This is a genomic window from Micromonospora humida (assembly GCF_016901255.1).
GTDB classification, from domain to species: Bacteria; Actinomycetota; Actinomycetes; order Mycobacteriales; family Micromonosporaceae; genus Micromonospora; species Micromonospora wenchangensis.
In genome coordinates this window covers 41,219-63,776 of the sequence record NZ_JAFEUC010000018.1, presented here as the reverse complement: position 1 = coordinate 63,776, position 22,558 = coordinate 41,219, and the positions used below count along the sequence as shown (strand labels likewise).

The window sequence follows — 22,558 nt, the reverse complement described above, 5'->3', positions numbered from 1 at the left end:
CTGTCATGACACCCGTTAGGGGGTCGGCCGGTCGTACGACGCCTGCGACCGGTAGATGCCGATCTCCTCCGGCCGGATGAGACCGTCCTCGATCGCCCGGGCCAGCAACGCCGCCTTCGTGGCGGCCGGTCTACCCGCCCGGGTGTACTTGATCCGGGCGCGGTCCACATATTGTTTGACGGTGTGCTCGCTGATCTGCATCCGGCGGGCCACCGACGCCTTCGACATCGACTGGAACCACAGCAGCAGCGCTTCCCGCTCCTTGTCCGACAGGGCCGGACGGTCCGGGCGCGGATCGCCCACCATCGCCCCGGCCAGGGCCGGCGGCACGTACGGGCGGTCGCTGGCGGCGGCGAGCACCGTGGCCACGCAGTGTTCCCGCCCCTCGTGTTTGGCCAGGAACGCGGTCGCCCCGGCGTCGAGCGCGGTGAGTATGGTCGCCGGGTCGGTGTGCTCGGAGTAGACCACCACCCGCCGGCCGTCGGTGCTCAGCTCGGCCAGCTTGTCCAGCACCATCCGCCCGCGTAGCCGCAGATCCAGCAGGATCACGTCGGCCTCCGGGGCGGCCCGCAGGACCAGTTCCGGATCGTCGCCGGTGGCGAGCACCCGCAGCCGGGGCTCGGTGGACAGCCAGGCCCGCACACCGTCGATCACCACCGGATGGTCGTCGACTATCGACACACCGACCGGGCGCTCCCCGCTCATGGCCTGCGCCATCGGGTCTGCGTCCACCTGATCTCCCCGTCCCGCTCATGTACGTGTTCCACCTGGTCGTCGCCGGCCGGGGTGGTCGGCGGATCGGCCGTCCCCGGGCCCTGCCCGTCCGGGGTGACCAGACTGACCGCCACCTCGTCGGGGCCGGCCACCACGGTCAGCCGGGCCCAACCGGTGGCATCGGCCAGGGCGGCGGCCAGCGGATCGGCCAGCCGTCGACGGACCTCCACGGGCAGGGGCGGCGGCGTACCGATGGCGATCAGCTCGATCGGCAGCCCGTTGCGTTCGGCGAGGTCGGCGGCGGCCCGCAACTCGTGCAGCAGCGGGTCCGGCACGTCGTCGGACTCGGCGATCAGGCGACGCAGCCGGGTCGCGGCGAGCACGCACCGCCGTTGCACGAACGGGTCGCCCGGGTCGGCGCGACCGTCGGCCAGTTCCGCCAACACCTGCTCGGCGGCACCGCCGACCAGCGCCAGCCGGGCCCGCCGGTCCGCCCAGGCCCGTTCGGCGGCGTCCCGTTCGGCGCGGACGGCGAGGGTCGCCGTGGCGGTGTCGGCGCGTTCCCGGGCGAGGGTGGCGATCACCGCCGCACCGGTGAAGACCGCCACCGGCAGCGACGAGGTGCCGTAGACGTACATCGTGAAGCGGGTCAGGTCGGCGGGGGCGGTCGCCCCGTCACCGACCAGCGCGGCGAGCGCGATCGCCGCGTGCCCGGCCAGCAGGACGATCATCCAGCGGATCGGGCGACCCCAGAGCACCACCACGAAGAACCAGGCCAGCCCCGTCCACGCCCAGTTCGCGGCGGCGAAGAGCTGCTCCCGGCCGGCCGCCGCGAAGACCGCCGCGTCGACCGTCAGCAGGGCCGCCGCCAGTGGCAGCGCCGGTGGCGGCACGCCGTGCAGCAGCCGGTGTGCGGCGTACCCGCCGAGGGCGCAGGCGGCCAGCCAGCCGGCCGCGACCACCGTGGGGGCGGCCAGCGTCGACCAGGCACCGAGCACCGCCGGCAGCCCGATCGCGAGGTGCCACACCAGGGCGATGACCACCGCCGCGATCCGGGCCCCCCGGTCCGAGGCCCGGCCCACGTCCGCCGCCGGGCCGTCGGCCGCCGCCGGGTCCGCCGCCCTCTTCTGTGCCGGCCGGGGTATGCGGGCCGACGCGGTCGTGCCCAGGTCGGTCGTGCCGAGGTCGGTCGTGCCGAGGTCAGTCGACATGCGGCCACTCCAGCCTGATCCGGGTGCCCACGCCAGGGGCGGAAGTCACCACCGCCCGGCCGCCGACCTCGGCCATCCTGCCCCGGATCGACTCGCGTACCCCGTACCGGTGCAGGGGGACGGTGGCCGGGTCGAAACCGGGACCGTCGTCGACCACCTCGACCACGATGCCGCCGTGGTCGCGGTTCAGCCGCAGGGTCACGGCGGCGTCCGGCGCGTGCCGGGCCACGTTGGCCAGCGCGGCGGCGGTGGCGTCGACCAGGGCGGCGGTCACCCCCGACGGTGCCGCGCAGGGCGGCAGCGTGGCCGTCACCCGCAACTGCGGGTGGGTGGCGAGCAGCGCGCGCAGGCCGGCGTCGACGTCGACCGGGCCGGCGTCGGCCGGATCGCCCGCCGGGGCGGACCGGGCGTGCGCGAGGCGGACCAGGGTACGCAGGTCGGCGGCGGCCCGGTCCCGCAGCGCCGCCGAGCCGGCCGGCAGGGCACCCAGCCCGACCATGGTGAGCGTGGCCAGGACGGTGTCGTGCAGGTCCCGGTTCTGCCGCCGCTCCACCTCGCGGGCCGTGCGGGCCAGCACCGCGTCCCGGCGCAGGCGCTGGAAGTCGGCGAAGGAGGTGTCGGCCCGGCCTATCCAGCGGCGCATCACCGCCGCCATCATCGCCGCGCAGGCCGTCTGCATGAGCAGGGTCGCCGCGTGCGCGCCGGCCTCGACGGTGTTGCCGGCGGCCGAGGTGCCGGCCGCGTACCCGGCGGTGACCAGCAGGCCCGCCGGCACTGACCAGCGGGCCGGCGCGGTGGCCTGCGCGTTGATCACGGTGGTGCTGGCCAGCACCGCGAGCCAGCTACCCTCGCCGGGCAGTACCTCCGGGGCGACCAGCACCGGGGCCAGCAGGCTCGCCGTGACGGTGACCGTGACGTCCCCGGCGACGAGTCCCGGGCCGATGCCGACCCGCAGGGCGCGTGCCGCGTACCACAGCGACCAGCCGGTGAGTGCGGCCACGGCGGCCAGCAGCAGCGGCACCCGCACCGGTGGGGTACGCACCGCGAGCGCGGTCACCGCACCGAACAGCCCGCAGGTCAGCCGCAGCAGTGCCGGCAGGGTGGTGAAGATGAGCTGGAGCGCGCCACCGGCCGGCCGCTCCAGTAACGACGGTGACGAGGTCGGAGCGGGTAGGGCCGACATCGGGGGGAGTGCGTCCTTCGGGCGGTGACCCGTCCGGGTCTGCTCGGCGGTGCATCGAAGCCGGAGAATAACATGAGCTGCCCTAACTGTTCACCTTTGGTGTGCGGCGTGTCGCGTTGCGTTTGGTGAACGTGTCGGGCAGCATCCGGCGTCGATCAGCGGCGGAGCCACTCCAGGGCGGCAGGTGCGCCGCCGAGCACCGACAGGTGCCCGTCGTCGTCGGTGATCCGCAGCTCGGCCGCCGGGCAGACCCCGGCCAACCAACGGCTGTGGCTGGCGGGCACCACCCGGTCGCGCGCGCCGTGCAGCAGCAGCACCGGGACGGCCACCCGGGCCGGGTCGAAGCCCCACGGGGTGACGTAGGCGAGGTCGTCGTCGACCAGGCCGTCCGGGCCGCCCCGCACCGCCGGACCCACCACCTCTTCGAGCCAGGCCCACGGCCCGGCCAGGGTGGCCAGGTCGGCCGGGGTGAACTCCGGGTCGTAGTCGGTGTCGGACGCCGCGTGCCGCTCCTTGACCGCCCGGCCCCGCGTGGCGGCCCGCAGCGACTCCTGCCCGGACGGCGTCATCCCGGCGAACCAGTCGAGCCCGGCCGAATCGTAGGGGGCGAGTCCGGCGACGGCGACGACGGCGACCACCCGGTCGGGGTGCAACGCGCCGCTGGCCAGCGCGTGCGGTGCGCCGCCGGAGTGACCCATCGTGGCGTACCGGGGCAGGCCCAGCGCGTCGGCGACCCGGGCGACGTCACCGGCGGCTGAGGCCACGTCCCGCCCGGGGCGTCGGGTGGAACCGCCGTATCCGGGCCGGTCGTAGGACACCCAGCGCAGGCCGAGCCGGTCGGCGGCGGCGAACAGCGGGGCCGGCGGTGCGCCGATGTTGGGGGTGCCGTGGTGCCAGACGACCGGCAGCCGGCCGGTGCCGTCGTCGCCGGTGTCGTAGACGTGCAGGGTGCCGCCGTCGGGCAGCGGCACGTCGCGCTCGCTCGGCACGGCCGGGCGGCTCACTGGCCGACCCAGCCCGCCGGGTTGCTGAACGACTCGCGGGAGATGCCGGAGCCGGTGCGGGGCCAGTCGCCGAACCGCTTGTCGTGCAGGTGGGCGAAGAAGTAGCAGATGCCCTGGAGGTGGGCGTCGGGCACCGCCCGGACCGGGTCGGCCCGGACCGCCTCGTAGAACTCCCGACCCAGCGCCACCACGTGCCCCCGGGCGTAGAGGAAACCGTCGTCGGAGCCGTCGACCACCGCGTGTACGTCGGCGCGGTCGATGTCGTACAGCTTGCGTTCGACGACCCGGTCGAGGGCGGTCAGCTCGGGGCTGGACAGGTCGGCGCAGAGCTGGCCCAACTGGTCGAGGAAGGCGTCCCGCCAGCCGTCGAACGCGTACGCGTCGTCGTCGGAGGCGGACCGGTCGCGGGTGAGCAGCGCCCGGCGCAGGGCGGCCGGCTCGGGGCCGAGGCGCTCCCAGGCGGCCTCCACCAGGGCCCAGAACCGGGCCTCCTCCTCGGCCGTGGGCAGGCGGTTCGCGGTTTCCGTGTCGCTCATGGGCAGCACCGTAGCGGGCGGCCCCGACGTTCTCCGGGCAACGCCGTGCCGCCGACGTGGGACGTCGGGGCCGCCCACCCGGGCGGGCGGCCCCGACGGGGTTCAGCGCGGCCGGCGGGGTACTGCGCGGACGAAGGTGGACCAGGCCGCCGGGGCGAACCGTAACGCCGGGCCGGTCTGGTCCTTGCTGTCCCGTACGCCGATCAGGCCGGGCAGGTTGTCGGCCACCTCGACGCAGTCGCCGCCGCTCCCGCCGCTGCGGGTGCTCTTGCGCCAGACGGCCCCGGCCAGGTCAGTCATGCCCACTCCTCGATGATCGCCCGGATGATCTTCTCTGTCGCCGCCTCGTCCGCCGCGAGCGTCTCCAGGTCGGCCCAGACGCGGTCGTAGGCGGCGACCTCGGCCGGCTTGTCCAGATAGAGCGCGCCGGTGATGTTCTCCAGGTAGACGGTAGTCGGCTCCGTCGATGCCCGCCCGAACGCCTGCGGGAAGTCCAGCAGGACGAAGGTGCCCGTCTCGCTGGCCAGCGGCGGGCCGGCGTCGAACGGCAGGACGCGCAGGCTCACGTTGGGCAGGGCGGCCATGTGGAGCAGGTGCCGGAGCTGCCCGGCCATCGCCTGCCGGTCGGGGAGGGTGCGCCGCAGCACCGCCTCGCTCAGCACCACCCTGAGGGTGGGCGCGCTGGGCAGCCGGCGGGTCAGGACGTGCTGGCGCTGCATCCGGACTTCGACGAGCTTTTCGCGATCCGCCGGGCTCATGGTGGGATTCTTGCGAAGAAACAATTCTGCCGCGTACTCGCGGGTCTGGAGCAGGCCCGGGATCAGTTCCGAATCGTATCGGCGCATGAGAGCGGCCGACGATTCGAGGCCGACGTAGAGCGAGAACCAGGACGGGACCACGTCGCCGTAGGAATGCCACCAGCCCTTGGCGCGGGTCTCCCGGGCGAGCCCGGCGACGATGGACGTCATCTCCTCGGGCACCCGGTACATCGCACACATGGCGCGGGCGTCCACCACCCGCACCGGCACCAGGCCCTTCTCGATGCGCCACACCTTCTGCCGGGAGCAGTCCAGCCCCTCGGCCGCGCTGTCCAGCGAGACCGAGGCGTCCTCCCGGAGCTGGGTGAGCAGCCGCCCGAGCTGCCGCCGGGGGACGGTGGAACCGCTTGTTTCCTCCGTCATGCAACATCACCGCACCCCTGGTGCAACAACAATTGTTTCCCCTGCGCCATTTCTGTCCTCCGTCCCTCGCGCGTCAAATCGACACGACATTAGGGGGAAGGGGAGTTGTTGCGCAAGGTGTCGGTCGTGTCGCAGGGTGTGAATCACCGGACGGTGATCCGGGGCGTCGAAAATGACGTCGACAATAGCCCGCTGTCCCGCTCGTTGCGAATAGCGCGCGGGCGGGGCGGCGCTATTTCCGGAAAGGACACCCGATGTGTGCCAGCGACGAGCGCGGTGCCCGGCCCGGGGCGGCGTCGTGACGGCCCACCGCGAGGTGCCGCTGCTGGTCCGGCTGGCGTGGGACTGCCTGGACCAGCACCGGCACCGGCGGTGCGGGAGGTGCGCCGAGGCCGGGTTCTGCCCGGTGGTGGAGGCCGCCCGGCACCGGATCAGGCAGTGGCGCAGGTTCCGGCACGTCTGGGGCTGGCGGTGAACGCGCCGCTGCCGAAGGCGGGTGACCTGGTGGACGTGAGCCGGACGGCCAGTGTGCAGTTCGTCAGGCCGATCAGGTGCCGGGTGATCCGGGTGCTCGACTGGATCACCTACGACGGATGGTGCTGGCTCGACGTCTACCAGCTCGACGCCAAGGGGGACGCGGTGCTCCGGCGCTCGATCTTCGTACGGCCGGCGGGGTTGGTGACGGTGCAGCCCGCGCCGGTGCCGCGCGCGCCGAGCCGGGCGGGGGTGACGCCGAACATGCGGCGGGGGCCCCGCCCGGCGGGGATTCCGCCGGCGGCCGGTGCGTCGCCCGCCCGCCGTCCGGCGGGCGGTGAGCGGGGTGCGGCGGGTGCGTGGCCCGAGCGCCGGCCGGCGGGCGGACGGGGTGCGGCCGGTGCCGGGTGACGGGAGTCAGGGCGTCGTCGTGGCGGCGAAGTAGGGCTCGGCGGCCTCCAGCCGGGGCACCCGCACGCCCAGCCGGCGGGCCTCCGCCAGGGTGTCGCGGCAGACCGCGCGCAGTTCCTCGGGGTTGGCGTGCGCTGCTGTCACCCGGCGCATCGGCGGGAAGCGGTTGATCAGCAGAGACATCGCCGGTGCCGCCAGCCAGGTGGGCGCGGTGAAGGGGAGTAGCTCGGCGCGGTGCCGCCGCAGGTCGACCCCCCGTGCCTCGATCAGCGGCAGTAGCTCGCGGGTGGCGAGGATCGCCTCGCGGAGGTCCCGGGTGGTCAGCCCGGACAGGGTGCCCCGCCGCAGGCTCTGGGTGTGCAGGCCGGCGTTCTGGACGAAGTGGACCGACAGCCAGCCACGGAAGTCGGCGTTCTCCCGGACCCGGAACCCGGCCGTCCGGAACACCTGGCGCACGGCCTGCTCGCGCTCGGTCGGCGGCCGGTCGAGCGTGCCGAGGAAGACCACGGGCAGCAGGGACGCGCGCAGCACGCCGTCGTCGCCGAAGCCGCCGCCGGCCCCGGGGAAGCCCCAGGCCACCTGGTCGGCGGGGAGGTCGGCGGTCGCGGTCAGCGGCTCCGCCCACAGGTTGTTGAACACGAGCACCGTGGCTCCGCCGACCCGGGGTCCGAGGAAGGCCGCCGCCTCGGCGAAGTTGTAGTGCTGCACGCTCAGCACGATCAGGTCGAAGTCGTGGTCGGGCTCCAGCGTCTCGCGGTAGCGCACCGGCCACGTCTCGACGACCCGCCGACCCCAGGGCCGCCGCCGGGCGTCGAGCAGGTCGAGGTCGATCGCCTCCCCGTACGCCGCCGCCCGCCCCGGGCGGACGTAGAACTCCACGTGGTGGCCCGCCCGTTCCAGGGCCCATCCGTAGGTCGCGCTGATCACGCCCCGGCCGAACATCAAGATCTTCACGCGCACCTCAGGAGCTATAATTGGAGACCATCTCCACTTCCAAAATATGGAGACAGTCTCCACTTGTCAACGCGAGGCCCCCACATGACCGACGTCAAGCCGCTGCGCGCCGACGCCCGCCGCAACCGCGACGCCCTGCTCGCCAAGGCCCGCGAACTGTTCGCCGAGGGTCGCTACGACCTGCGCTTCGACGACTTCGCCAAGCTGGCCGGGGTCGGCGTCGGCACGCTCTACCGGCACTTCCCCACCCGGGAAGCCCTGGCCGAGGCGGTCTACCGGGAAGAACTCGCCGCCATGTGCGACCGGGCCCGCGAGGCGCAGACCATCCTGCCCGCCGACGAGGCGCTGGAGTCGTTCCTGCGGGGATTCGTGGCCCACCTGCACGACCACGAGGGCCTCGCCCGCACCCTGTCCACACTGATGGCCGCCCGCTCCGGCGCGCTGGCCGAGGGCGCCGAGGCCCTCGGCCGGGCCGTCACCGACCTGCTGGCCGCCGCCGTGCGGGCCGGAAAGATCCGCGACGACGTGGGAGCCGGCGCGGTCATGATGGCGATCCAGGGCATCTGCGCCGCGTACGGCCACCCGGCCTACCGGCCCGACGCGGACGGGGTGATCACCCTCGTCCTCGCCGGACTGCGCCGACCGGCGCGGTGAGTGACGGCCGCCCGCTACCGCCGCTCGTCCCATCGCGTGGACGACCCCTACCGGCTGGGGAGTGAGCAGCGACCCGTCGCCGTGGCGTGACTGGCGCAGCCGATATTCGATCAGAGTGGCCGTTTCATGGCAGGTCGGAGCGCCATTGCTGCTGAGGGACGGATTGACGGCGGTAGTCGAGGAGTCGGCTTGCATCAATCCAGGACCATGTTGGCATGGGTGAACAGTCAAAGTGTGAAACGGGAGTCGGTGGACATCTCCAGAGCGGCGGTGGGTGTCCGACCGTCCCTGGCCCTGCTACTGGTTAGCCGTTGCCGGCGACATCCCCCCGGTCGATGGTCCAGGCTGGTCGCGACATGCCGAATAGTGGCCGGAAGCTGGCGTCATCTCGTTCGATGAACCCCCCTCGTGCTGATCGGAAGCCTCGGAGCCTTGTATGCAATCGTCAGACGTGTTGGCGTTGGTGGCGATAGTGGTCTCGCTGCTGTCTGCGTTCTACGGCTATCGCCTGTCCCGGCAGGCCCACCAGGTCTCTACCTACTACGGCGCTATCGGTCTCTTTCGGGAACTGGACAAGACTTTTGTGGAGCACCCTGATATTCGGCCGTACATCTATGACGGAAAACCTCTGGCTGACGATGATCCGAACCGTCACAGGGTCCAGGCTGTGGCGGAATTAGTCATAGACGCATTCGAGTGGATCTGGTATCGGCGAAAGAAGCTGAATGCGAAGGCCGAGGAGGGATGGAGGGCGTACATCGTCGAGATTTTTTCCTCCAGTCCGGTGTTGCAGCAACATTACGTCAGGTATGAGTCCTGGTATCCAGGGATCACGCGTCTGATCGCAGAGCGGTCGATCGTTCTAGGGCAATCCGGGCGCGGGTGCGCTGCTCGGCGCGGGAACGTCGCCGGGCTGCACCCGGCTTGCGATGAGGGCACACGGTGAACCGGGGCACACCGCCACGGCGCTTGCCGGACAGGTCATCTGGCGCTCTACCGGGGACGAGAGATGCACCCCGGGCCGTCTGCTGCTGAGTAGCAGCAGCGTGGTGCGGGCGGAACTCGTCCGTCCGCACCACGCCGATGGCTCAGGTGTCGTAGCGGCAGGTGCCGCCGGTGTTCGCCGTGCAGTCGTTGAGCTGGAGGCTGTCCAGGTTGATGGCCTGGTTGCCGGTGGTGGACTGCGGCGGCACGTTCACGGTGATCCGCACGCTTGCGGCGTTCGCCGGGGCGGTGGCGGTCGTCCGGTACTCCAGCCAGTTACTGGCGAGCGTGTCGGTCGCTCCGGTGCTGGTCGACAGCAGGGTGCCACCCGAGTTGTACCAGGCGAGCTGGAGCTGGGTGTTCACCGCCGTGCCGCTGCGCAGCCGGGTGAACAGCTTGTACGTCCGGCCGGCGGTGACCGTGGCCCGGTTCGTCAGCGAGATCGACGACGTGTTGGACGGCCCGGTGTAGGTGTTGAGCTGGACCGACCGACGGCCGTCGAAGTAGGTGCAGGAGTTCGTCGAGATGCCGCAGGCGGGCGTCACCTGGTGCCAACCGCCCGACGTGGTGAACGTCGACGTGCTGCTGCCCGGGGTGGCCGCCTCGACCGTACGCTGCTCGGCGGTGAGCAGGTCGTTGTTCGCGCCCACGTCGCAGCAGACCGGGGCGGTCAGCATCGGGTGGTTCGCGACGTTCACCTTCGCCGTCGACGGGCTCGGGTCGATGTAGAAGCTGGCCGACAGCTCACTCGGGTCGTAGTAGCTGCGGAACCCCGGATCGGTGTTCCAGTTGTCCCACCAGCCGTACATGATGTCCGGCACGTAGGAGGCCCCCGTCTCGGCCATCCAGGCGTGCCCCGCGCCGAGCACGTGCAGCAACTCGTGCCCGGCCACACCGGTCGTCCACGACTCGGTCACCGCCGAGCAGTGCACGCCGCTGGAGTTCCCGCCGGACGGGCACTGGTAGGCGTCGGAGTTCGACGCGAAATCGGTGAACACCAGGTAGATCCGGTTGCTGTCCTGGTATCCGGCGGAGATCAGGTCACTGCGGACCGTGCTGGCGGGGGTGTTCGGGTTCGCCCCGGCGTCGATCTTCTCCGGCACGACCAGGGACCGGGCGTAGCCGGCGTACGTGCTGGTGTCGTAGCCCGTACGGCAGCTGAAGTTGTAGTGCTGGTCGTAGTTGGTCGACTCGTCGAGCGCCCAGTCGATCCGGTCCACCACCTTGGCGATGTACTCGACGTTGGCCTCGTAGTTGTTGCCGACGCCGTCGTGCCAGGCGTAGATCACCTGGACGGCGGGGGTCGCGCCGGTCGGTGCGGCCGGGTTGGCGACGGTGGACTGGCAGCCGCGCTTGGGCACCGTGGGCATGCTCGGCTGCGCGTACGGCTGGGCCGGCTCGGTGCCGGGCCCCCAGGCCAGGGCGGCGGTCGGGGCGGAGAGCACCGCGAGAGCGGTGGCCAGGGTGGCGGCGGCGACGGCGGTCAGGGTGCGCGGTCGTCGGGTCCGGAACGGGGACCGGGGCAAGGATGCTCCTCGGTTGGTGGTGGACACCGTCGGTTGACGGTGCGTATCCATCCAAACGATCTGCGTGACATTCATCAATGTTGATGGATGGTGAAGAAGGTCTCTCCCAGGACCTGGATAAACGCTTGCCCTGCGACGAGTAACCTGTAGTGATCGACCCGTCACCTGCGGTGGGGTGGGTTGGTGTGGAGGTCGGCGTGGGTGCGCCCGGCAGGATTCGAACCTGCGGCCTTGGGATTAGAAGTCCCCTGCTCTATCCGCTGAGCTACGGGCGCGCGGCGTACGTGTCGCGCCAAGAGGGTACCGCCGACCCCCCGCCGTACGGCGGAACGGGTCGCATCCGGACACGCGTGATCAGCGTCGCACGGCACCCCCGATCCGGGCACCCCTCTTCCGCCCGGCGCGGCGGGCCGTACCCTCGGGTCCGTGCTGCTGGAACCCGACGCCGAAGACGAGGTCGCCTACGAGCTGTGCCAGCTCCTGGGCCGGGCCATCCTGCCGGTCGACACGGCCGGCGACCCGGGCACCGCCTTCTTCCTCGGCCATCCGGCCGGCGAGTTCCTGCTCACCGCCGACGTGGTCGCCGGGCAGGCGCAGCGGCTCGGCCTGCGGTCCAGTGTCACCGAGCCGGCCGGCGTGGCGGGGGTGTCGCTGCCGCTGGCGGATCTGCCGGTGGGTTGGAGCCGGGACGTGCGGCTCGGCGTGGCGGCCCTGCCCACCGGCGAGCTGCACGGGTACGCCGCCGGGCAGGGCTGGCGATGGCGGGTGCAGCCGGTGCCCGCCGCCGTCGCCGTCACGACGGACGATCTCGACGCGTTCGGTGCCGGGCCGGTCACCGCGATCGTGCTGGCCCTCGGCGTCGGCGGCGACGGCAGCCGACCGTTGGAGGTCGCCGTCGAGCGGGCCGTCCGCGACGGCGGCCGGCTGCGGATCACCGCCGCGCTCCCCGCCGGCTACGTCGGCGCTCCCGTCTTCGGGGTACGTTCCGACGCCGCCGGGGAGGTCGGCCTGCGCTGCCTCGGCGTGCTCCTACCCGCCGACGAAGCGCCCGCCGACGACGCGCCCAACGGCGAAGCGCCCAGCCGCGAAGCGTCCAGCGACGAAGTGCCCGGAGGTGGCCACCCGGTGGCGACGCTCGACCGCGTGCTCGCCGCCCTGCCCGCCTCCTGACCGCCCCTCCGCCTCCCGACCACCGCCGCCCTGCCTGTCCAGGCGGCTTGATCGACTCAAGTGGGCCGATGTGGTGCTATCCCGCCTGCCGGTTACCGCTGCATCGGCTCAGATGAGTCGATCATCGACCTGGAGGCCCCGGGCTCAGGTCCGGAGGAGGCAGCGGGCGCGGCCGGGGGCGGATCGGCGTCCGGCAGGGTGGGGCCGGCACCGAGGAACGCTTCGGCCCACCGGCCGACCTCGGCGAAGACCCGTTCGCGTACGGCGGGGCCGGAGAGGACCAGGTCGTGCTTGCCGCCGTCGAAGCGGGCCACTGTCACGTGCCGGCCGAGCCGGGGCGCCCAGCGGACCATGTGCTCCACGTCCAGCACCGCGTCGGCCAGGGCCGCCGAGTCGTGCCAGCGGGTGCCCCGGAAGCTCCGGGTCGAGCAGGCCACCAGCACGGGGACGGGAATGTCCAGCCCGGCGCGGAGCTGCCGCTGGGCGGCGCGGATGGCGGTCAGCCAGCCGGCCCGGACGGGGAACCCGGCGAGCGGCTTCCAGGCCAGGTCGTACGTCCACTCGCCGCGATGGTCGGCGTGCAGGCTCTCGCCGTACACGGTGCCCAGGCCGAAGGGGAGGATGCGGTGCGGCGCGCGACGGCCCAGCCGGGAGACGGCGGCCGCGAGGGGTCGACGGACCAGCCAGGGGGCGTTGAGGTCGAAGAAGGGGCTGTTCAGGACGAGCCCGTCGACCGCTGCGGCGTCGCGGCGGGCGTGTGCCCACAGCGAGATGATCAGGCCGCCGGTGGAGTGGCCCATGGCGAGCAGGGTGTCGTGCCCGTCCTCGTCGCGGATGATCTTCGCGGCGGCGTCCAGCTCGGGGAAGTAGTCGCTCAGGTCGCGGCAGAAGTTCGGGGTCTGGTGGGGTAGCAGACTACGGCCGTACTTGCGCAGGTCAAGGGCGTAGAAGTCCCAGCCGCGCTCGGCGTAGAAGTCGGCCAGGTGGGTCTGGAAGAAGTAGTCGACGAAGCCGTGCACGTAGAGCACCGCCCGGCCGGTCGGGCGGTCGGCGCGCCGCCGGACCAGGGTCGCGACCACCGGACCCTCGTCGTCGGTGCCCAGGTCGATCGTCTGCCGCTCGTACGGCGGCCCCAGCACGTCCTGTTCCACGACCGCGACGCTACGCCCGCAGGCTACCCGGCGGTAGCCCCGGGTCGGACGTCGTGGTGGACGGCGGCGACGCGGACCGCCCGGTGGTGGGCGGTGCCGCGCCGGGCCGTTCCCCTCCGGCGGGGGAGGGGAACGGCCCGGTGTCCGGTCAGGCGGTCTCGGCGTCCACCCGGTCGAGGTTCCCGTCGGCGTCGAGATCCGGCGCGGGGGTGGGCTGGGCCATCTCCCGGATGTGCTTGTTGTGCCGGGGCTCCTGCCTGGTCTTGGCGTCGTTGAGCTTGCGGCGCAGGTCGTCCCGGGCGTCGTTGAGGGCGGCCCGCAGGTCCTCCTCGCTCGACGTGGTGACGATCTTCTGCCGGCCGGCGATCCAGCACTCCAGGGTGACCTTCTGCCCGCGCGCCTCCCGGTCCTTGACCGACACCTCCAGCTCGGTGGCGTCGGCGTGGAAGGCGGCCAGCCGGGCGTCCAGGGTGCCGAACTGCTCGACGATCCAGTTCCGGTCGCCCTGGGAGAAGCCCGCGCCCATCCGCAGGCACTCGGCCACGGTTGCCGGGTTCGCCACCGCGCTCATCGCCGCACCTCCCGCTCGGTGCGGACGGAGCCGGTCGTACGCAACGGGGTCCGAATCATCAGCGTTGCCTTTCTCGTCGGACGTCGTGCCTGGTGGTGCCTGGGTGATCAACTCTTTACCCAGCCGGGGTCGACCTCACTCCGGGTGACGCCACCTTCCCCGTGTCGTCGTGACCCGAGGGGTGGGATCGGCTCCGCTCTCTGATCCTCGCCCCGGCCGGTCGGGCCACCCCAGGGTCTGATGGCCTAGCACACCGGGACCTTGATCAGGTGGTCGTCCACAGGCGCTCCGGTTGTCCACAGGACCGGGTCGGGGCCTCGCGTCGCCGTGCCGTACCGGCCAGGCTCGGTCCCGAGTCGACTCGCCATTGCATCCACAGGCCCCTGGGAGGGGACGATGTTCGATACCTACGTCACGGTCGTCGGCAACGTGCTGACCGCGCCGGAATGGCGTCGTACGGCGCAGAGCAACACCCTGGTCGCCAACTTCAAGGTGGCCTCGACCGCCCGCCGCCTCAACCGCGACAGCGGCCGGTGGGTGGACGGCAACAGTCTGCGCGTCCGGGTCAACTGCTGGCGCAAGCTGGCCGAGGGGGTGGCCGCCTCGGTCATGGTCGGCGACCCGGTGGTGGTCGCGGGACGGCTCTACACCCGCGACTGGACCGACGACGCCGGCAACCACCGGGTGCTCTACGAGCTGGAGGCGGTCGCGGTCGGGCACGACCTGTCCCGGGGCCGGTCCCGCTTCCTGCGCAACCGGCCGAGCATGGCCACCAGCACGGTGGAGGACGCGGCGGCCGCCCAGCGGGTGCACGGCGAGCCGACCGAGCCGGTGCCGGCCGACCAGGTGCCCGCCGCGCCGGACGACCGCCCCCTCGACGACGACTTCGACCTGTCCGGATTCGGTCTCCCGCGCGCCGGCCACGACCTGCCGGGCGGCGGGTACGTCCCGCCGGCCGACCCGTTCGACGACGAACCCGACGACGACCTGGCCCCGCTGCCCGACGACGAACCGGCGATGCGGTCCGGCGGCGGGGACCGGCCGGGCGACGAGGGCGACGAGGGCGGTCCGGGCGGTGAGGACGGTCCGGGCGGCGGGAACCGGCCGGAGGGGGAGAACGGCCCCGGCGACGAGGGGCCGGCCGGTGCGCAGGGCACGGTCGTCCCGACCCCGGGCGAGGTGGCCCTCGGTCCGGCGGGCCGGGGCCGGCGTGGCCGGGGGCGGGTGCCGGTTCCGGCCTGAGAAACACCCCACGGGTGCCCGCACCGGGTGTGGGCGCGCCCCGGAACCCGTGCCGGGGAAGGGGCACGGGTTCCGGTTCGTACGGAACGGGGGGCGGGGTGGCGACGGCGACGTGGTCACCCCGCCGTACGACTAGGCTGGCCGGCCGGAGGTGGTGACGGGTGGGGCGACGCACGGCGACGGCGGACACGGTCGGGCTGGTGGCCGGGTACGCGCTGGACAGCCTGCTCGGCGATCCACGGCGTTGGCATCCGGTGGCCGGCTTCGGTCGGGCCGCCGGTGCCCTGGAACGGCGGGTCTACCGCGCCGACCGGCGGGCGGGGGTGCTCTTCACCGCCGTCGCGGTGGGCGGGCCGGTGCTGCTCGGGGCGGCGGTCAGCCGGGCCACCCGGCGACACCCGGTGGCCCGCGCCCTGGCCGTGGCCGCCGGCACCTGGACGGTGCTCGGCGGGCGGACCCTGCGCCACGAGGCGACCGTGATGGGCACGGCCCTGCGCGCCGGTGACCTGCCGGCGGCCCGGCACCGGCTCGGGCACCTCTGCGGTCGGGACCCGTCCCGGCTCGACGAGGGCGAGCTGGCCCGCGCCACCGTCGAGTCGGTGGCCGAGAACACCTCCGACGCCGTCGTCGCGCCGCTGGTCTGGGGTGCCCTGGCCGGGCTGCCCGGCCTGCTCGGCTACCGGGCGGCCAACACCCTCGACGCGATGGTCGGGCACCGGTCACCGCGCTACGCCCGGTTCGGCACCCCGGCCGCCCGGCTCGACGACCTGCTCAACCTGGTGCCGGCCCGACTGACCGGGCTGCTCACCGTGGCCGCCGCGTCCACCGTGCACGGCGACCGGGAGCGGGCCTGGCAGGTCTGGCGTCGGGACCGCAACGACCACCCCAGCCCCAACGCCGGGCAGTGCGAGGCGGCCATGGCCGGTGCGCTGGGCGTCCGGCTCGGCGGCCGGAACGTCTACTTCGGGCGGTCCGAGGTACGCCCGTTCCTCGGCGACGGCCCACGCCCCGAGGCCCGGCACCTGAAGCGGGCCGCCCGGCTCTCCGGCACGGTCGGGCTGGCCGCCCTCGCGCTGGCGGCGGCCTGGCCGACGACCGGGGGCCGGCTGGTCGCCGCCGCCGGTGGCGCGCTGTGGGGTCGCCCACTGCGTCGGCTCACCGGATGGTCGGCAGCGGCGGCCGGACGTGGTCGGGCCGCCGGGGTGCGGCGGCCCGCGTGGGCCTCCGGGGCGTCCGGGGCCGTCGGCGTACCGGCCGTGGCCGGGGTCGATCACCGGGGGCGTGGGCGGTGAGCGGCGGGCTGCTCGTCGCGGGCACCACCTCCGACGCGGGCAAGAGCGTGCTCACCGCCGGCATCTGCAGGTGGCTGCACCGGGCCGGCGTCGCCGTGGCCCCCTTCAAGGCGCAGAACATGTCCAACAACTCCGCCGTGGTGGTCGGCCCGGACGGGCGGGGCGGCGAGATCGGGCGGGCCCAGGCGATGCAGGCCGCCGCCTGCGGGCTCGTTCCCGACCTGCGGTTCAACCCGGTGCTGCTCAAGCCCGGCAGTGACCTGGCCAGTCAGGTGGTGCTGCTCGGCGAGGCCGTCGACACGGTCACCGCCGGCAACTTCCGGGCCCTGCGTCCGAAACTCGCCGAGACGGCGTACGCGGCCCTGGCCGAGCTGCGGACGACCTACGACGTGGTGATCTGCGAGGGCGCGGGCAGCCCCGCCGAGATCAACCTGCGGGCCGGCGACTACGTCAACATGGGGCTCGCCCGGCACGCCGGTCTCCCCACGATCGTGGTCGGCGACATCGACCGGGGCGGCGTGTTCGCCTCGATGTTCGGCACGGTGGCCCTGCTCGACCCCGCCGACCAGGCGCTGATCGCCGGCTTCGTGATCAACAAGTTCCGGGGTGATCTCGGCCTGCTCCGACCCGGGCTCGACATGCTGCACCGGGTGACCGGCCGGCCCACCTACGGGGTGCTGCCCTGGCACCTCGACCTGTGGCTCGACGCGGAGGACTCGCTCGCCTACGGTCGGGTGCTCGGCCGGCCCGCCGCCCCGCACGGCACCGACTGGCTCGACATCGCCGTGGTCCGACTGCCCCGGATCAGCAACGCCACCGACGTGGAGGCCCTCGCCACCGAACCGGGCGTCCGGGTCCGGCTCACCGTCGAGCCCGCCGAGCTGGCCGCCGCCGACCTGGTCGTCCTGCCCGGCTCGAAGTCCACCGTCGCCGACCTGGCCTGGCTGCGGGAGACCGGGCTCGCCGAGGCGGTCACCGCGCACGCCGCCGCCGGCCGGCCACTGCTGGGCATCTGCGGCGGCTTCCAGATGCTGGCCACCGCCATCCACGATCCGGTGGAGAGCCGCCGGGGCAGCGTCCCCGGGCTGGGCCTGCTCCCCATCGAGATCACCTTCGACCCGGTCAAGACCGTCCGCCCCGCCGTCGGCACCGCCGCGCCGGACGTCCCGGTACGCGGCTACGAGATCCACCACGGGTACGTCTCCACCGCCGACGCGGACCTACCGCCGCTGCTGCACCACGCCGACGGCCGGCCCGAGGGCGCGCGGCTCGGCGCGGTGCACGGCACCCACTGGCACGGCGCGTTCGAGTCCGACGAGTTCCGCCGTCGGTTCCTGACCGAGGTGGCCCGGTCGGCCGGCCGGCACGGCTTCACCGTCGCACCGGGCACCAGTTTCGACGCCGCCCGCGAACGCTCCCTCGACCTGCTCGGCGACCTGGTCGAGGAACACCTCGACACCGCCGCGCTGTGGCGGCTCATCGAGAGCGGCGCTCCCGCCGACCTGCCGTTCATCCCACCCGGCGCACCACCCACGACCTGACCATCCCGCCCGCACCGGCCGGAAACCCGGTCAGTGCCCGCAGCGGTTGGGCCGCGGCCCCGTGCCCGCATCGGCCGGGCAGCCGGTCCGGGGCCAGGCAGGCCGGTCGGGCCGTCGTCGTACCGGGGCCGGTCGTCAGCGGCGCACGTCGGCGGGCTGGTCGGACAGCGGCAACCCGGCCTCCAGCCACCCCTGCACGCCGCCGGTCATGTCGGTGGCGTTGCGCAGGCCCAACGCCTGCAGGCTCGCCGCCGCCAGGCTGGAGCTGTAACCGTGCCGGCAGGCCACCACGATCTCCCGGTCGTAGCCGGTCGCCTCGGGGATACGCCACTCGCTGGCCGGGTCCAGCCGCCACTCCAGCACCGTCCGGTCGATGACGATCGCGCCGGGCAGGTCCCCCTGCTCCCGGCGTTGCCCCTCGGTACGCGTGTCGACCAGCAGCGCACCCGCCCGTACCGCCTCGACCGTCTGGTGAGGACTCAACCGGCGTAGCCCGGCCCGGGCCTGTTCCAGCAGAGCGTCCACGCCGGGACTCATCACGTCATTGAGCACGTCCAGATCATGCCCCGGCGCCCACCGCGCCGCCCGACGAACCTCACTCCCCACGGCGGAACCAGGCTCACGGGGGACACCCACTAGCGTCACCTGTGTGACGGTGGCGCTGGTCGAGGCGTACGCGACGCTGGCCCGGCGGGTGCTCGCCGGGCCAGCGCGGTTGGGGCGTACCCGACTGGTGGCCGTCGACGGACCCAGCGGCGCGGGCAAGAGCGTCTTCACCGCGCGCCTCGCGGACGCCCTGGCCGGCCTGCCCGACGGCGGACGGCCACCGGTGGTGCACACCGACGACCTGCTCGACGGCTGGGACGACCAGTTCACCTTCTGGACCCGGCTGGAGGAACGGGTGCTCACCCCGCTGCGGGAAAGGCGACCGGGTTCCTACCGGCGGTACAGCTGGGTGCGCCGGGCGTTCCTGCCCCGCGAGGTGCCGGTGCCGGTCGCGCCGGTGCTGCTGCTGGAGGGGGTGAGCGCCGCGCGGGCGGCGATCCGCCCGGAGCTGACCCTGTCGGTGCAGGTCACCGCGCCGGGTCCGGTGCGGTTGCGGCGCGCGCTGGACCGCGACGGCGCGCACCTGCTGGCGGAGCTGCGGCGCTGGCACGCGGGGGAGGAGGCCCACTTCGCCGTCGACCGGACCGCCGACGCGGTCGACCTGGTGGTCGACGGCGCGCCGACCCTGCCGCACGACCCGGACCACTACTACGTCCGCCGCCCGACTCCCGCCGGTGCGCCCGGCCCGGCCGTCGGGCCGGCGGCTGCGGTCGGTCGCCGGCCCGGCCCGACTGCGGGCTCCGGCTCGCCGGGTGGCTCGCGGTAAGGCCGGCATACGATGCCGGTCATGACCTCACCGATCATGTCCGAGTCCGAGGTACGGGCCGCCGTCGCGCGGGAACTGCCCGGGGTCCGTGCCGACCTGGAACGTCTCGTCCGCATCCCCGGCATCGCGTTCGAGGGGTTTGACCACTCGCACGTCGAGCGCTCCGCCGAGGCGGTCGCCGACTTGCTGCGCGGCTGCGGTCTCGACGTGCGGATCGTGCGGTCGGGCGGTCAGCCCGCCGTGATCGGGACGAAGGCCGCCCCGCCCGGCGCACCCACCGTGCTCATGTACGCCCACCACGACGTGCAGCCCGTCGGCGACCTGTCGCTGTGGGAGTCCGAGCCGTTCGAGCCGGTCGAGCGGGACGGCCGTCTCTACGGGCGCGGCGCGGCCGACGACAAGGCCGGCATCATGGCGCACGTCGCCGCCCTGCGCGCCTTCGGCGACCAGCTCCCGGTCGGCGTGGTGCTGTTCATCGAGGGCGAGGAGGAGTACGGCTCGGACTCGCTGGAGCGGCTGCTCGCCGAGCACCGCGAGGAGATCGCCTCGGACGTCATCGTGATCGCCGACTCCACCAACTGGGACGTGGGCGTGCCGGCGCTGACCACCTCGCTGCGCGGCGTGGTCAACCTGTTCGTCGAGCTGCGCACCCTGGACCACGCGGTGCACAGCGGCATGTTCGGTGGGGCCGTGCCGGACGCGTTGACCGCGCTGGTCCGCCTGCTGGCGACCCTGCACGACGACGCCGGGGACGTGGCCGTCGAGGGCCTGACCGGCCGGGCGGGGGCCGCCGTCGACTACCCGGAGGACCGGTTCCGGGCCGAGGCCGGGCTGGTCGAGGGGGTCGCGCTGATCGGCACCGGCCGGATCACCGAGCGGCTCTGGACCCGACCGGCGGTGGCGGTGCTCGGCATCGACGCGCCGGCCACCGGCGAGGCGCCCAACGCGCTGGTCCCGGCGGCGAAGGCCAAGCTGAGCGTACGGCTGGCGCCGGGCGACGACCCCAAGCGGGCGTACGACGCGGTGCGTACCCACCTGGAACGGCACGCGCCGTGGGGTGCCCGGGTGACGGTGACCCTGGAGCACGACGGCGACCCGTGTGTCATCGACGCGTCGGGGCCGATGTTCGACGCCGCCCGCGCCGCCTTCCGGGCCGCCTGGGACGGCACCGAGCCGGTGGACATCGGCGTCGGGGGTTCGATCCCGTTCATCGCCACCTTCCAGGAGATGTTCCCGCAGGCGGCGATCCTGGTGACCGGGGTGGAGGACCCGCACGCGCGGGCGCACGGCCCCAACGAGAGCCTGCACCTCGGCGAGTTCGCCCGGGTCTGCCTGGCCGAGGCGTTGCTGCTGGCGAACGTGGCCGGACAGGGGCGACGGGCCGGTTAGGTCGCGGAACCATAACGTCGGGGTCGATGTCGCGGTTTGCGGCGTGTCGTTCGCGCACCTGGTATAGCCTTTCGAACATGCGTACGAACGACGTGATGACGCGGCTGGAAGCCGCCGTGAGCGCTCTGGGGGACGTCGACGTCTCCGCGTGGCCCGAGGACACGCTCAAGGAACAGCTCGGCGAGCTCTCGGCCGTGCTGGTCGCCCTGGACGGCGTGCTGTCCCGGGTCGCCGACGGCGTCCGCGCCCGTGGGCTGCGCATAGAGGAACCCGTCTCGGTCTGAGCCGTGGCACCAGGTGGTCACACCCGGTGCCACTGGGGAGGACGGCCGGATCGGGACGGCCCGGGTACGGCAATACCCGGGCGATGTCGGGGGTGGCTGGCAGGATGAGGTGCGTGCGGTTCCTCGACCTGGCAGCCACCTCCGCGGCCGTCGCGGCCACCACCGGCCGGCGGGCCAAGGTGGAGCTGCTGGCCGGCGCGCTGCGGGCGCTCGACCTGTCCGAGGTGTCGGTCGGCTCCGGCTACCTCGCCGGTGAGCTGCGTCAGCGGCAGACCGGTGTGGGCTGGGCCAGTCTGCGCGACCTGCCGCCGCCGGCCGCCGAGCCGACCCTGACGGTGACCGCCGTCGACGCGGCGATCGACGAGATCGCCGCCGTGCACGGACCGGGTTCCCAGGCCCGTCGCCGGCACCTGCTCGCCGCCCTCCTCGGTGCCGCCACCGTCGACGAGCAGCGGCTGCTGGTCGCACTCTTCCGTGGCGAGCTGCGTCAGGGCGCCCAGGCGGGCCTGCTCGCCGACGCCATCGCCAAGGCCGCCGAGGTCCCCGTGACGGCGGTCCGTCGCGCCCTGCTGCTCGCCGGTGACCTGCGGGCCGTCGCGCTGGCCGCCCGCACCGGTGGGGCCGCCGCGCTGGCCGGGTTCGGGCTCCAGGTGGGCCGCCCGCTCGCGCCGATGCTGGCCCAGAGCGCCCCCTCGGTCGACGCCGCGCTCCAGGCGACCGGGGTGCCGGCCGTGGTCGACGTCAAACTCGACGGCATCCGCATCCAGGTGCACCGCTCCGGCGACGACGTCGCGGTCTTCACCCGCAGCCTCGACGAGATCACCGCCCGGCTGCCCAGGGTGGTCGCCGCCGTACGCGCCCTGCCGGTCCGCGACGTGGTGCTCGACGGCGAGGCGATCGGGTTGGACACCGCCGGCCGCCCGCTGCCGTTCCCGCAGACCTCCAGCCGGGCGGCCCGGCGGGCCACCACCGCCGCCACCGGGGTCACCTCCGCCAGCGGTGCGACCGGCGCGGCCGACGTGGCCCCGCTGGCCGAGGCGACCGCGCTCACGCCGTACTTCTTCGACCTGCTGCACCTCGACGGCGACGACCTGATCGACCTGCCGGGCCGGCAGCGGTGGGCCCGGCTCGCTGATGTGGTCGACGGGTCGTTGCTGGTCGGTCGGGCCGAGGTGGCCGACCCCGAGCAGGCCGGTGCGGTGTTCGCCGCCGCGCTCGACGCCGGTCAGGAGGGGGTGGTGATCAAGTCGCCGGACGCGCACTACGACGCCGGTCGACGGGGCACCGCCTGGGTCAAGGTCAAGCCCCGGCACACCCTCGACCTGGTCGTGCTGGCGGTCGAGTGGGGCAGCGGACGGCGGGAGGGGTGGCTGTCCAACCTCCACCTCGGTGCCCGGGACCCGCGTACCGGCGAGTTCGTGATGCTCGGCAAGACCTTCAAGGGCCTCACCGACGACCTGCTGCGCTGGCAGACCGAACGCTTCCTCGGGCTGGCCGTGGAGCGCGGGGACTGGGTGGTGCGGGTCCGCCCCGAGCAGGTGGTCGAGATCGCCTTCGACGGGGTGCTCGCGAGCACCCGCTATCCGGGCGGGGTGGCGCTCCGGTTCGCCCGGGTGCTGCGCTACCGCGACGACAAGTCGGCCGCCGAGGCGGACACCATCGACACGGTCCGGGCGCTGCACGCCGGGCGACCGACCGACTGAGCCACCCCGGC

At 73.6% G+C, this 22,558-nt stretch carries 21 protein-coding genes, 1 tRNA gene and 3 pseudogenes; 12 read left to right on the top strand and 13 right to left on the bottom strand.

Annotation, left to right across the window (positions count from 1 at the left end; genetic code table 11):
* Positions 1-15 precede the first annotated feature (15 nt).
* From JQX11_RS28825 to JQX11_RS28795, 7 genes are all read right to left on the bottom strand, one after another.
* The gene (locus tag JQX11_RS28825) at positions 16-732 is read right to left on the bottom strand and encodes a response regulator (protein ID WP_204928068.1); all 717 of its coding nucleotides are present in this window, start codon (positions 730-732) and stop codon (positions 16-18) included.
* Positions 702-1,925, bottom strand: coding sequence for a hypothetical protein (locus JQX11_RS28820; RefSeq protein ID WP_232378789.1), 1,224 nt, complete (start codon positions 1,923-1,925; stop codon positions 702-704). Before JQX11_RS28820 ends, JQX11_RS28825 begins: the two co-directional genes overlap by 31 nt.
* On the bottom strand, positions 1,915-3,108 hold the full coding sequence (locus JQX11_RS28815; protein ID WP_204928067.1) for a sensor histidine kinase: 1,194 nt from the start codon (positions 3,106-3,108) through the stop codon (positions 1,915-1,917). The genes JQX11_RS28820 and JQX11_RS28815 overlap by 11 nt, the downstream gene beginning before the upstream one ends.
* Positions 3,109-3,263: 155 nt before the next feature.
* Positions 3,264-4,112 (bottom strand): alpha/beta fold hydrolase, encoded by an 849-nt coding sequence (locus JQX11_RS28810; protein WP_307826404.1) that lies wholly within the window; start codon positions 4,110-4,112, stop codon positions 3,264-3,266.
* Complete coding sequence (locus JQX11_RS28805) at positions 4,109-4,648, bottom strand: DUF4240 domain-containing protein (RefSeq protein ID WP_204928066.1); 540 nt, start codon at positions 4,646-4,648, stop codon at positions 4,109-4,111. The genes JQX11_RS28810 and JQX11_RS28805 overlap by 4 nt, the downstream gene beginning before the upstream one ends.
* 102 nt (positions 4,649-4,750) lie before the next feature.
* Entirely contained in the window at positions 4,751-4,948 is a 198-nt protein-coding gene (locus JQX11_RS28800; protein WP_204928065.1) for a DUF397 domain-containing protein, read from the bottom strand.
* Entirely contained in the window at positions 4,945-5,829 is an 885-nt protein-coding gene (locus JQX11_RS28795) for a helix-turn-helix domain-containing protein (RefSeq protein WP_204928064.1), read from the bottom strand. The genes JQX11_RS28800 and JQX11_RS28795 overlap by 4 nt, the downstream gene beginning before the upstream one ends.
* A 298-nt stretch (positions 5,830-6,127) precedes the next feature.
* On the opposite strand from JQX11_RS28795, the gene JQX11_RS28790 reads away from it, so the two are divergent.
* Together JQX11_RS28790 and JQX11_RS28785 are read left to right on the top strand one after the other, a co-directional pair.
* A complete protein-coding gene (locus JQX11_RS28790; RefSeq protein ID WP_204928063.1) occupies positions 6,128-6,304 on the top strand; it encodes a hypothetical protein in 177 nt (58 codons plus the stop codon).
* 8 nt (positions 6,305-6,312) lie between these two features.
* Positions 6,313-6,555 (top strand): annotated as a pseudogene (locus tag JQX11_RS28785) (hypothetical protein); the annotation flags it as partial.
* A 165-nt stretch (positions 6,556-6,720) separates the two neighbouring features.
* Here the strand turns inward: JQX11_RS28785 and JQX11_RS28780 are convergent.
* Positions 6,721-7,674: a ketopantoate reductase family protein gene (locus JQX11_RS28780; protein ID WP_307826403.1), complete on the bottom strand. Its 954-nt coding sequence runs from the start codon at positions 7,672-7,674 to the stop codon at positions 6,721-6,723.
* A 78-nt stretch (positions 7,675-7,752) separates the two neighbouring features.
* Here JQX11_RS28780 and JQX11_RS28775 point away from each other — a divergent pair, with 78 nt between their 5' ends.
* A complete protein-coding gene (locus JQX11_RS28775; protein ID WP_204928062.1) occupies positions 7,753-8,322 on the top strand; it encodes a TetR/AcrR family transcriptional regulator in 570 nt (189 codons plus the stop codon).
* A gap of 451 nt (positions 8,323-8,773) precedes the next feature.
* Positions 8,774-9,268, top strand: coding sequence for a hypothetical protein (locus tag JQX11_RS28770; protein ID WP_204928061.1), 495 nt, complete (start codon positions 8,774-8,776; stop codon positions 9,266-9,268).
* Between the two features lie 142 nt (positions 9,269-9,410).
* On the opposite strand, the gene JQX11_RS28765 is transcribed toward JQX11_RS28770, so the two are convergent.
* Both JQX11_RS28765 and JQX11_RS28760 read right to left on the bottom strand, forming a co-directional pair.
* The gene (locus JQX11_RS28765) at positions 9,411-10,832 is read right to left on the bottom strand and encodes a hypothetical protein (protein WP_204928060.1); all 1,422 of its coding nucleotides are present in this window, start codon (positions 10,830-10,832) and stop codon (positions 9,411-9,413) included.
* Between the two features lie 202 nt (positions 10,833-11,034).
* A tRNA-Arg gene (locus tag JQX11_RS28760) sits at positions 11,035-11,107 on the bottom strand.
* A 151-nt stretch (positions 11,108-11,258) separates the two neighbouring features.
* Between JQX11_RS28760 and JQX11_RS28755 the strand changes: the two genes are divergently transcribed.
* Positions 11,259-12,002 carry a hypothetical protein gene (locus tag JQX11_RS28755; protein ID WP_204928059.1) on the top strand — a complete coding sequence of 248 codons (744 nt, stop codon included), beginning with the start codon at positions 11,259-11,261 and terminating at the stop codon, positions 12,000-12,002.
* Between the two features lie 92 nt (positions 12,003-12,094).
* On the opposite strand, the gene JQX11_RS28750 is transcribed toward JQX11_RS28755, so the two are convergent.
* Together JQX11_RS28750 and JQX11_RS28745 are read right to left on the bottom strand one after the other, a co-directional pair.
* A complete protein-coding gene (locus JQX11_RS28750; protein ID WP_204928058.1) occupies positions 12,095-13,153 on the bottom strand; it encodes an alpha/beta hydrolase in 1,059 nt (352 codons plus the stop codon).
* A 148-nt stretch (positions 13,154-13,301) separates the two neighbouring features.
* Positions 13,302-13,724, bottom strand: a complete 423-nt coding sequence (locus tag JQX11_RS28745) for an HPF/RaiA family ribosome-associated protein (protein ID WP_204928057.1) — start codon at positions 13,722-13,724, stop codon at positions 13,302-13,304.
* Between the two features lie 396 nt (positions 13,725-14,120).
* On the opposite strand from JQX11_RS28745, the gene JQX11_RS28740 reads away from it, so the two are divergent.
* The 3 genes and pseudogenes from JQX11_RS28740 to JQX11_RS28730 all read left to right on the top strand — a co-directional run bounded on the left by JQX11_RS28740 (position 14,121) and on the right by JQX11_RS28730 (position 17,799).
* Complete coding sequence (locus JQX11_RS28740; protein ID WP_204928056.1) at positions 14,121-14,966, top strand: single-stranded DNA-binding protein; 846 nt, start codon at positions 14,121-14,123, stop codon at positions 14,964-14,966.
* Between the two features lie 161 nt (positions 14,967-15,127).
* Positions 15,128-16,105 (top strand): annotated as a pseudogene (locus JQX11_RS28735) (cobalamin biosynthesis protein); the annotation flags it as partial.
* 149 nt (positions 16,106-16,254) lie between these two features.
* A complete protein-coding gene (locus JQX11_RS28730) occupies positions 16,255-17,799 on the top strand; it encodes a cobyric acid synthase (protein WP_204928054.1) in 1,545 nt (514 codons plus the stop codon).
* Between the two features lie 135 nt (positions 17,800-17,934).
* Here the strand turns inward: JQX11_RS28730 and JQX11_RS28725 are convergent, their stop codons facing one another.
* Positions 17,935-18,336: a rhodanese-like domain-containing protein gene (locus tag JQX11_RS28725; RefSeq protein WP_204928144.1), complete on the bottom strand. Its 402-nt coding sequence runs from the start codon at positions 18,334-18,336 to the stop codon at positions 17,935-17,937.
* On the opposite strand from JQX11_RS28725, the pseudogene JQX11_RS28720 reads away from it, so the two are divergent.
* From JQX11_RS28720 to JQX11_RS28705, 4 genes and pseudogenes are all read left to right on the top strand, one after another.
* Positions 18,304-19,078 (top strand): annotated as a pseudogene (locus tag JQX11_RS28720) (uridine kinase family protein); the annotation flags it as partial. The gene JQX11_RS28725 and the pseudogene JQX11_RS28720 sit on opposite strands and share 33 nt — an antisense overlap.
* 129 nt (positions 19,079-19,207) lie before the next feature.
* Positions 19,208-20,560, top strand: a complete 1,353-nt coding sequence (locus tag JQX11_RS28715; RefSeq protein ID WP_204928143.1) for a dipeptidase — start codon at positions 19,208-19,210, stop codon at positions 20,558-20,560.
* A gap of 77 nt (positions 20,561-20,637) precedes the next feature.
* Positions 20,638-20,844 (top strand): hypothetical protein, encoded by a 207-nt coding sequence (locus JQX11_RS28710; protein WP_088646578.1) that lies wholly within the window; start codon positions 20,638-20,640, stop codon positions 20,842-20,844.
* A 104-nt stretch (positions 20,845-20,948) separates the two neighbouring features.
* The gene (locus JQX11_RS28705) at positions 20,949-22,547 is read left to right on the top strand and encodes an ATP-dependent DNA ligase (RefSeq protein WP_232378788.1); all 1,599 of its coding nucleotides are present in this window, start codon (positions 20,949-20,951) and stop codon (positions 22,545-22,547) included.
* The last annotated feature ends 11 nt before the right edge of the window (positions 22,548-22,558 follow it).

Excerpts from the sequence above, each read along its gene's own strand:
- JQX11_RS28745 (WP_204928057.1), bottom strand. The coding sequence starts at position 13,724 with ATGAGCGCGGTGGCGAACCCGGCAACCGTGGCCGAGTGCCTGCGGATG.
- JQX11_RS28800 (WP_204928065.1), bottom strand. The coding sequence starts at position 4,948 with ATGACTGACCTGGCCGGGGCCGTCTGGCGCAAGAGCACCCGCAGCGGC.
- JQX11_RS28805 (WP_204928066.1), bottom strand. The coding sequence starts at position 4,648 with ATGAGCGACACGGAAACCGCGAACCGCCTGCCCACGGCCGAGGAGGAG.
- JQX11_RS28775 (WP_204928062.1), top strand. The coding sequence starts at position 7,753 with ATGACCGACGTCAAGCCGCTGCGCGCCGACGCCCGCCGCAACCGCGAC.
- JQX11_RS28715 (WP_204928143.1), top strand. The coding sequence starts at position 19,208 with ATGTCCGAGTCCGAGGTACGGGCCGCCGTCGCGCGGGAACTGCCCGGG.
- JQX11_RS28705 (WP_232378788.1), top strand. The coding sequence starts at position 20,949 with ATGAGGTGCGTGCGGTTCCTCGACCTGGCAGCCACCTCCGCGGCCGTC.
- JQX11_RS28740 (WP_204928056.1), top strand. The coding sequence starts at position 14,121 with ATGTTCGATACCTACGTCACGGTCGTCGGCAACGTGCTGACCGCGCCG.
- JQX11_RS28725 (WP_204928144.1), bottom strand. The coding sequence starts at position 18,336 with ATGAGTCCCGGCGTGGACGCTCTGCTGGAACAGGCCCGGGCCGGGCTA.
- JQX11_RS28815 (WP_204928067.1), bottom strand. The coding sequence starts at position 3,108 with ATGTCGGCCCTACCCGCTCCGACCTCGTCACCGTCGTTACTGGAGCGG.
- JQX11_RS28820 (WP_232378789.1), bottom strand. The coding sequence starts at position 1,925 with ATGTCGACTGACCTCGGCACGACCGACCTCGGCACGACCGACCTGGGC.
- JQX11_RS28795 (WP_204928064.1), bottom strand. The coding sequence starts at position 5,829 with ATGACGGAGGAAACAAGCGGTTCCACCGTCCCCCGGCGGCAGCTCGGG.
- JQX11_RS28710 (WP_088646578.1), top strand. The coding sequence starts at position 20,638 with ATGCGTACGAACGACGTGATGACGCGGCTGGAAGCCGCCGTGAGCGCT.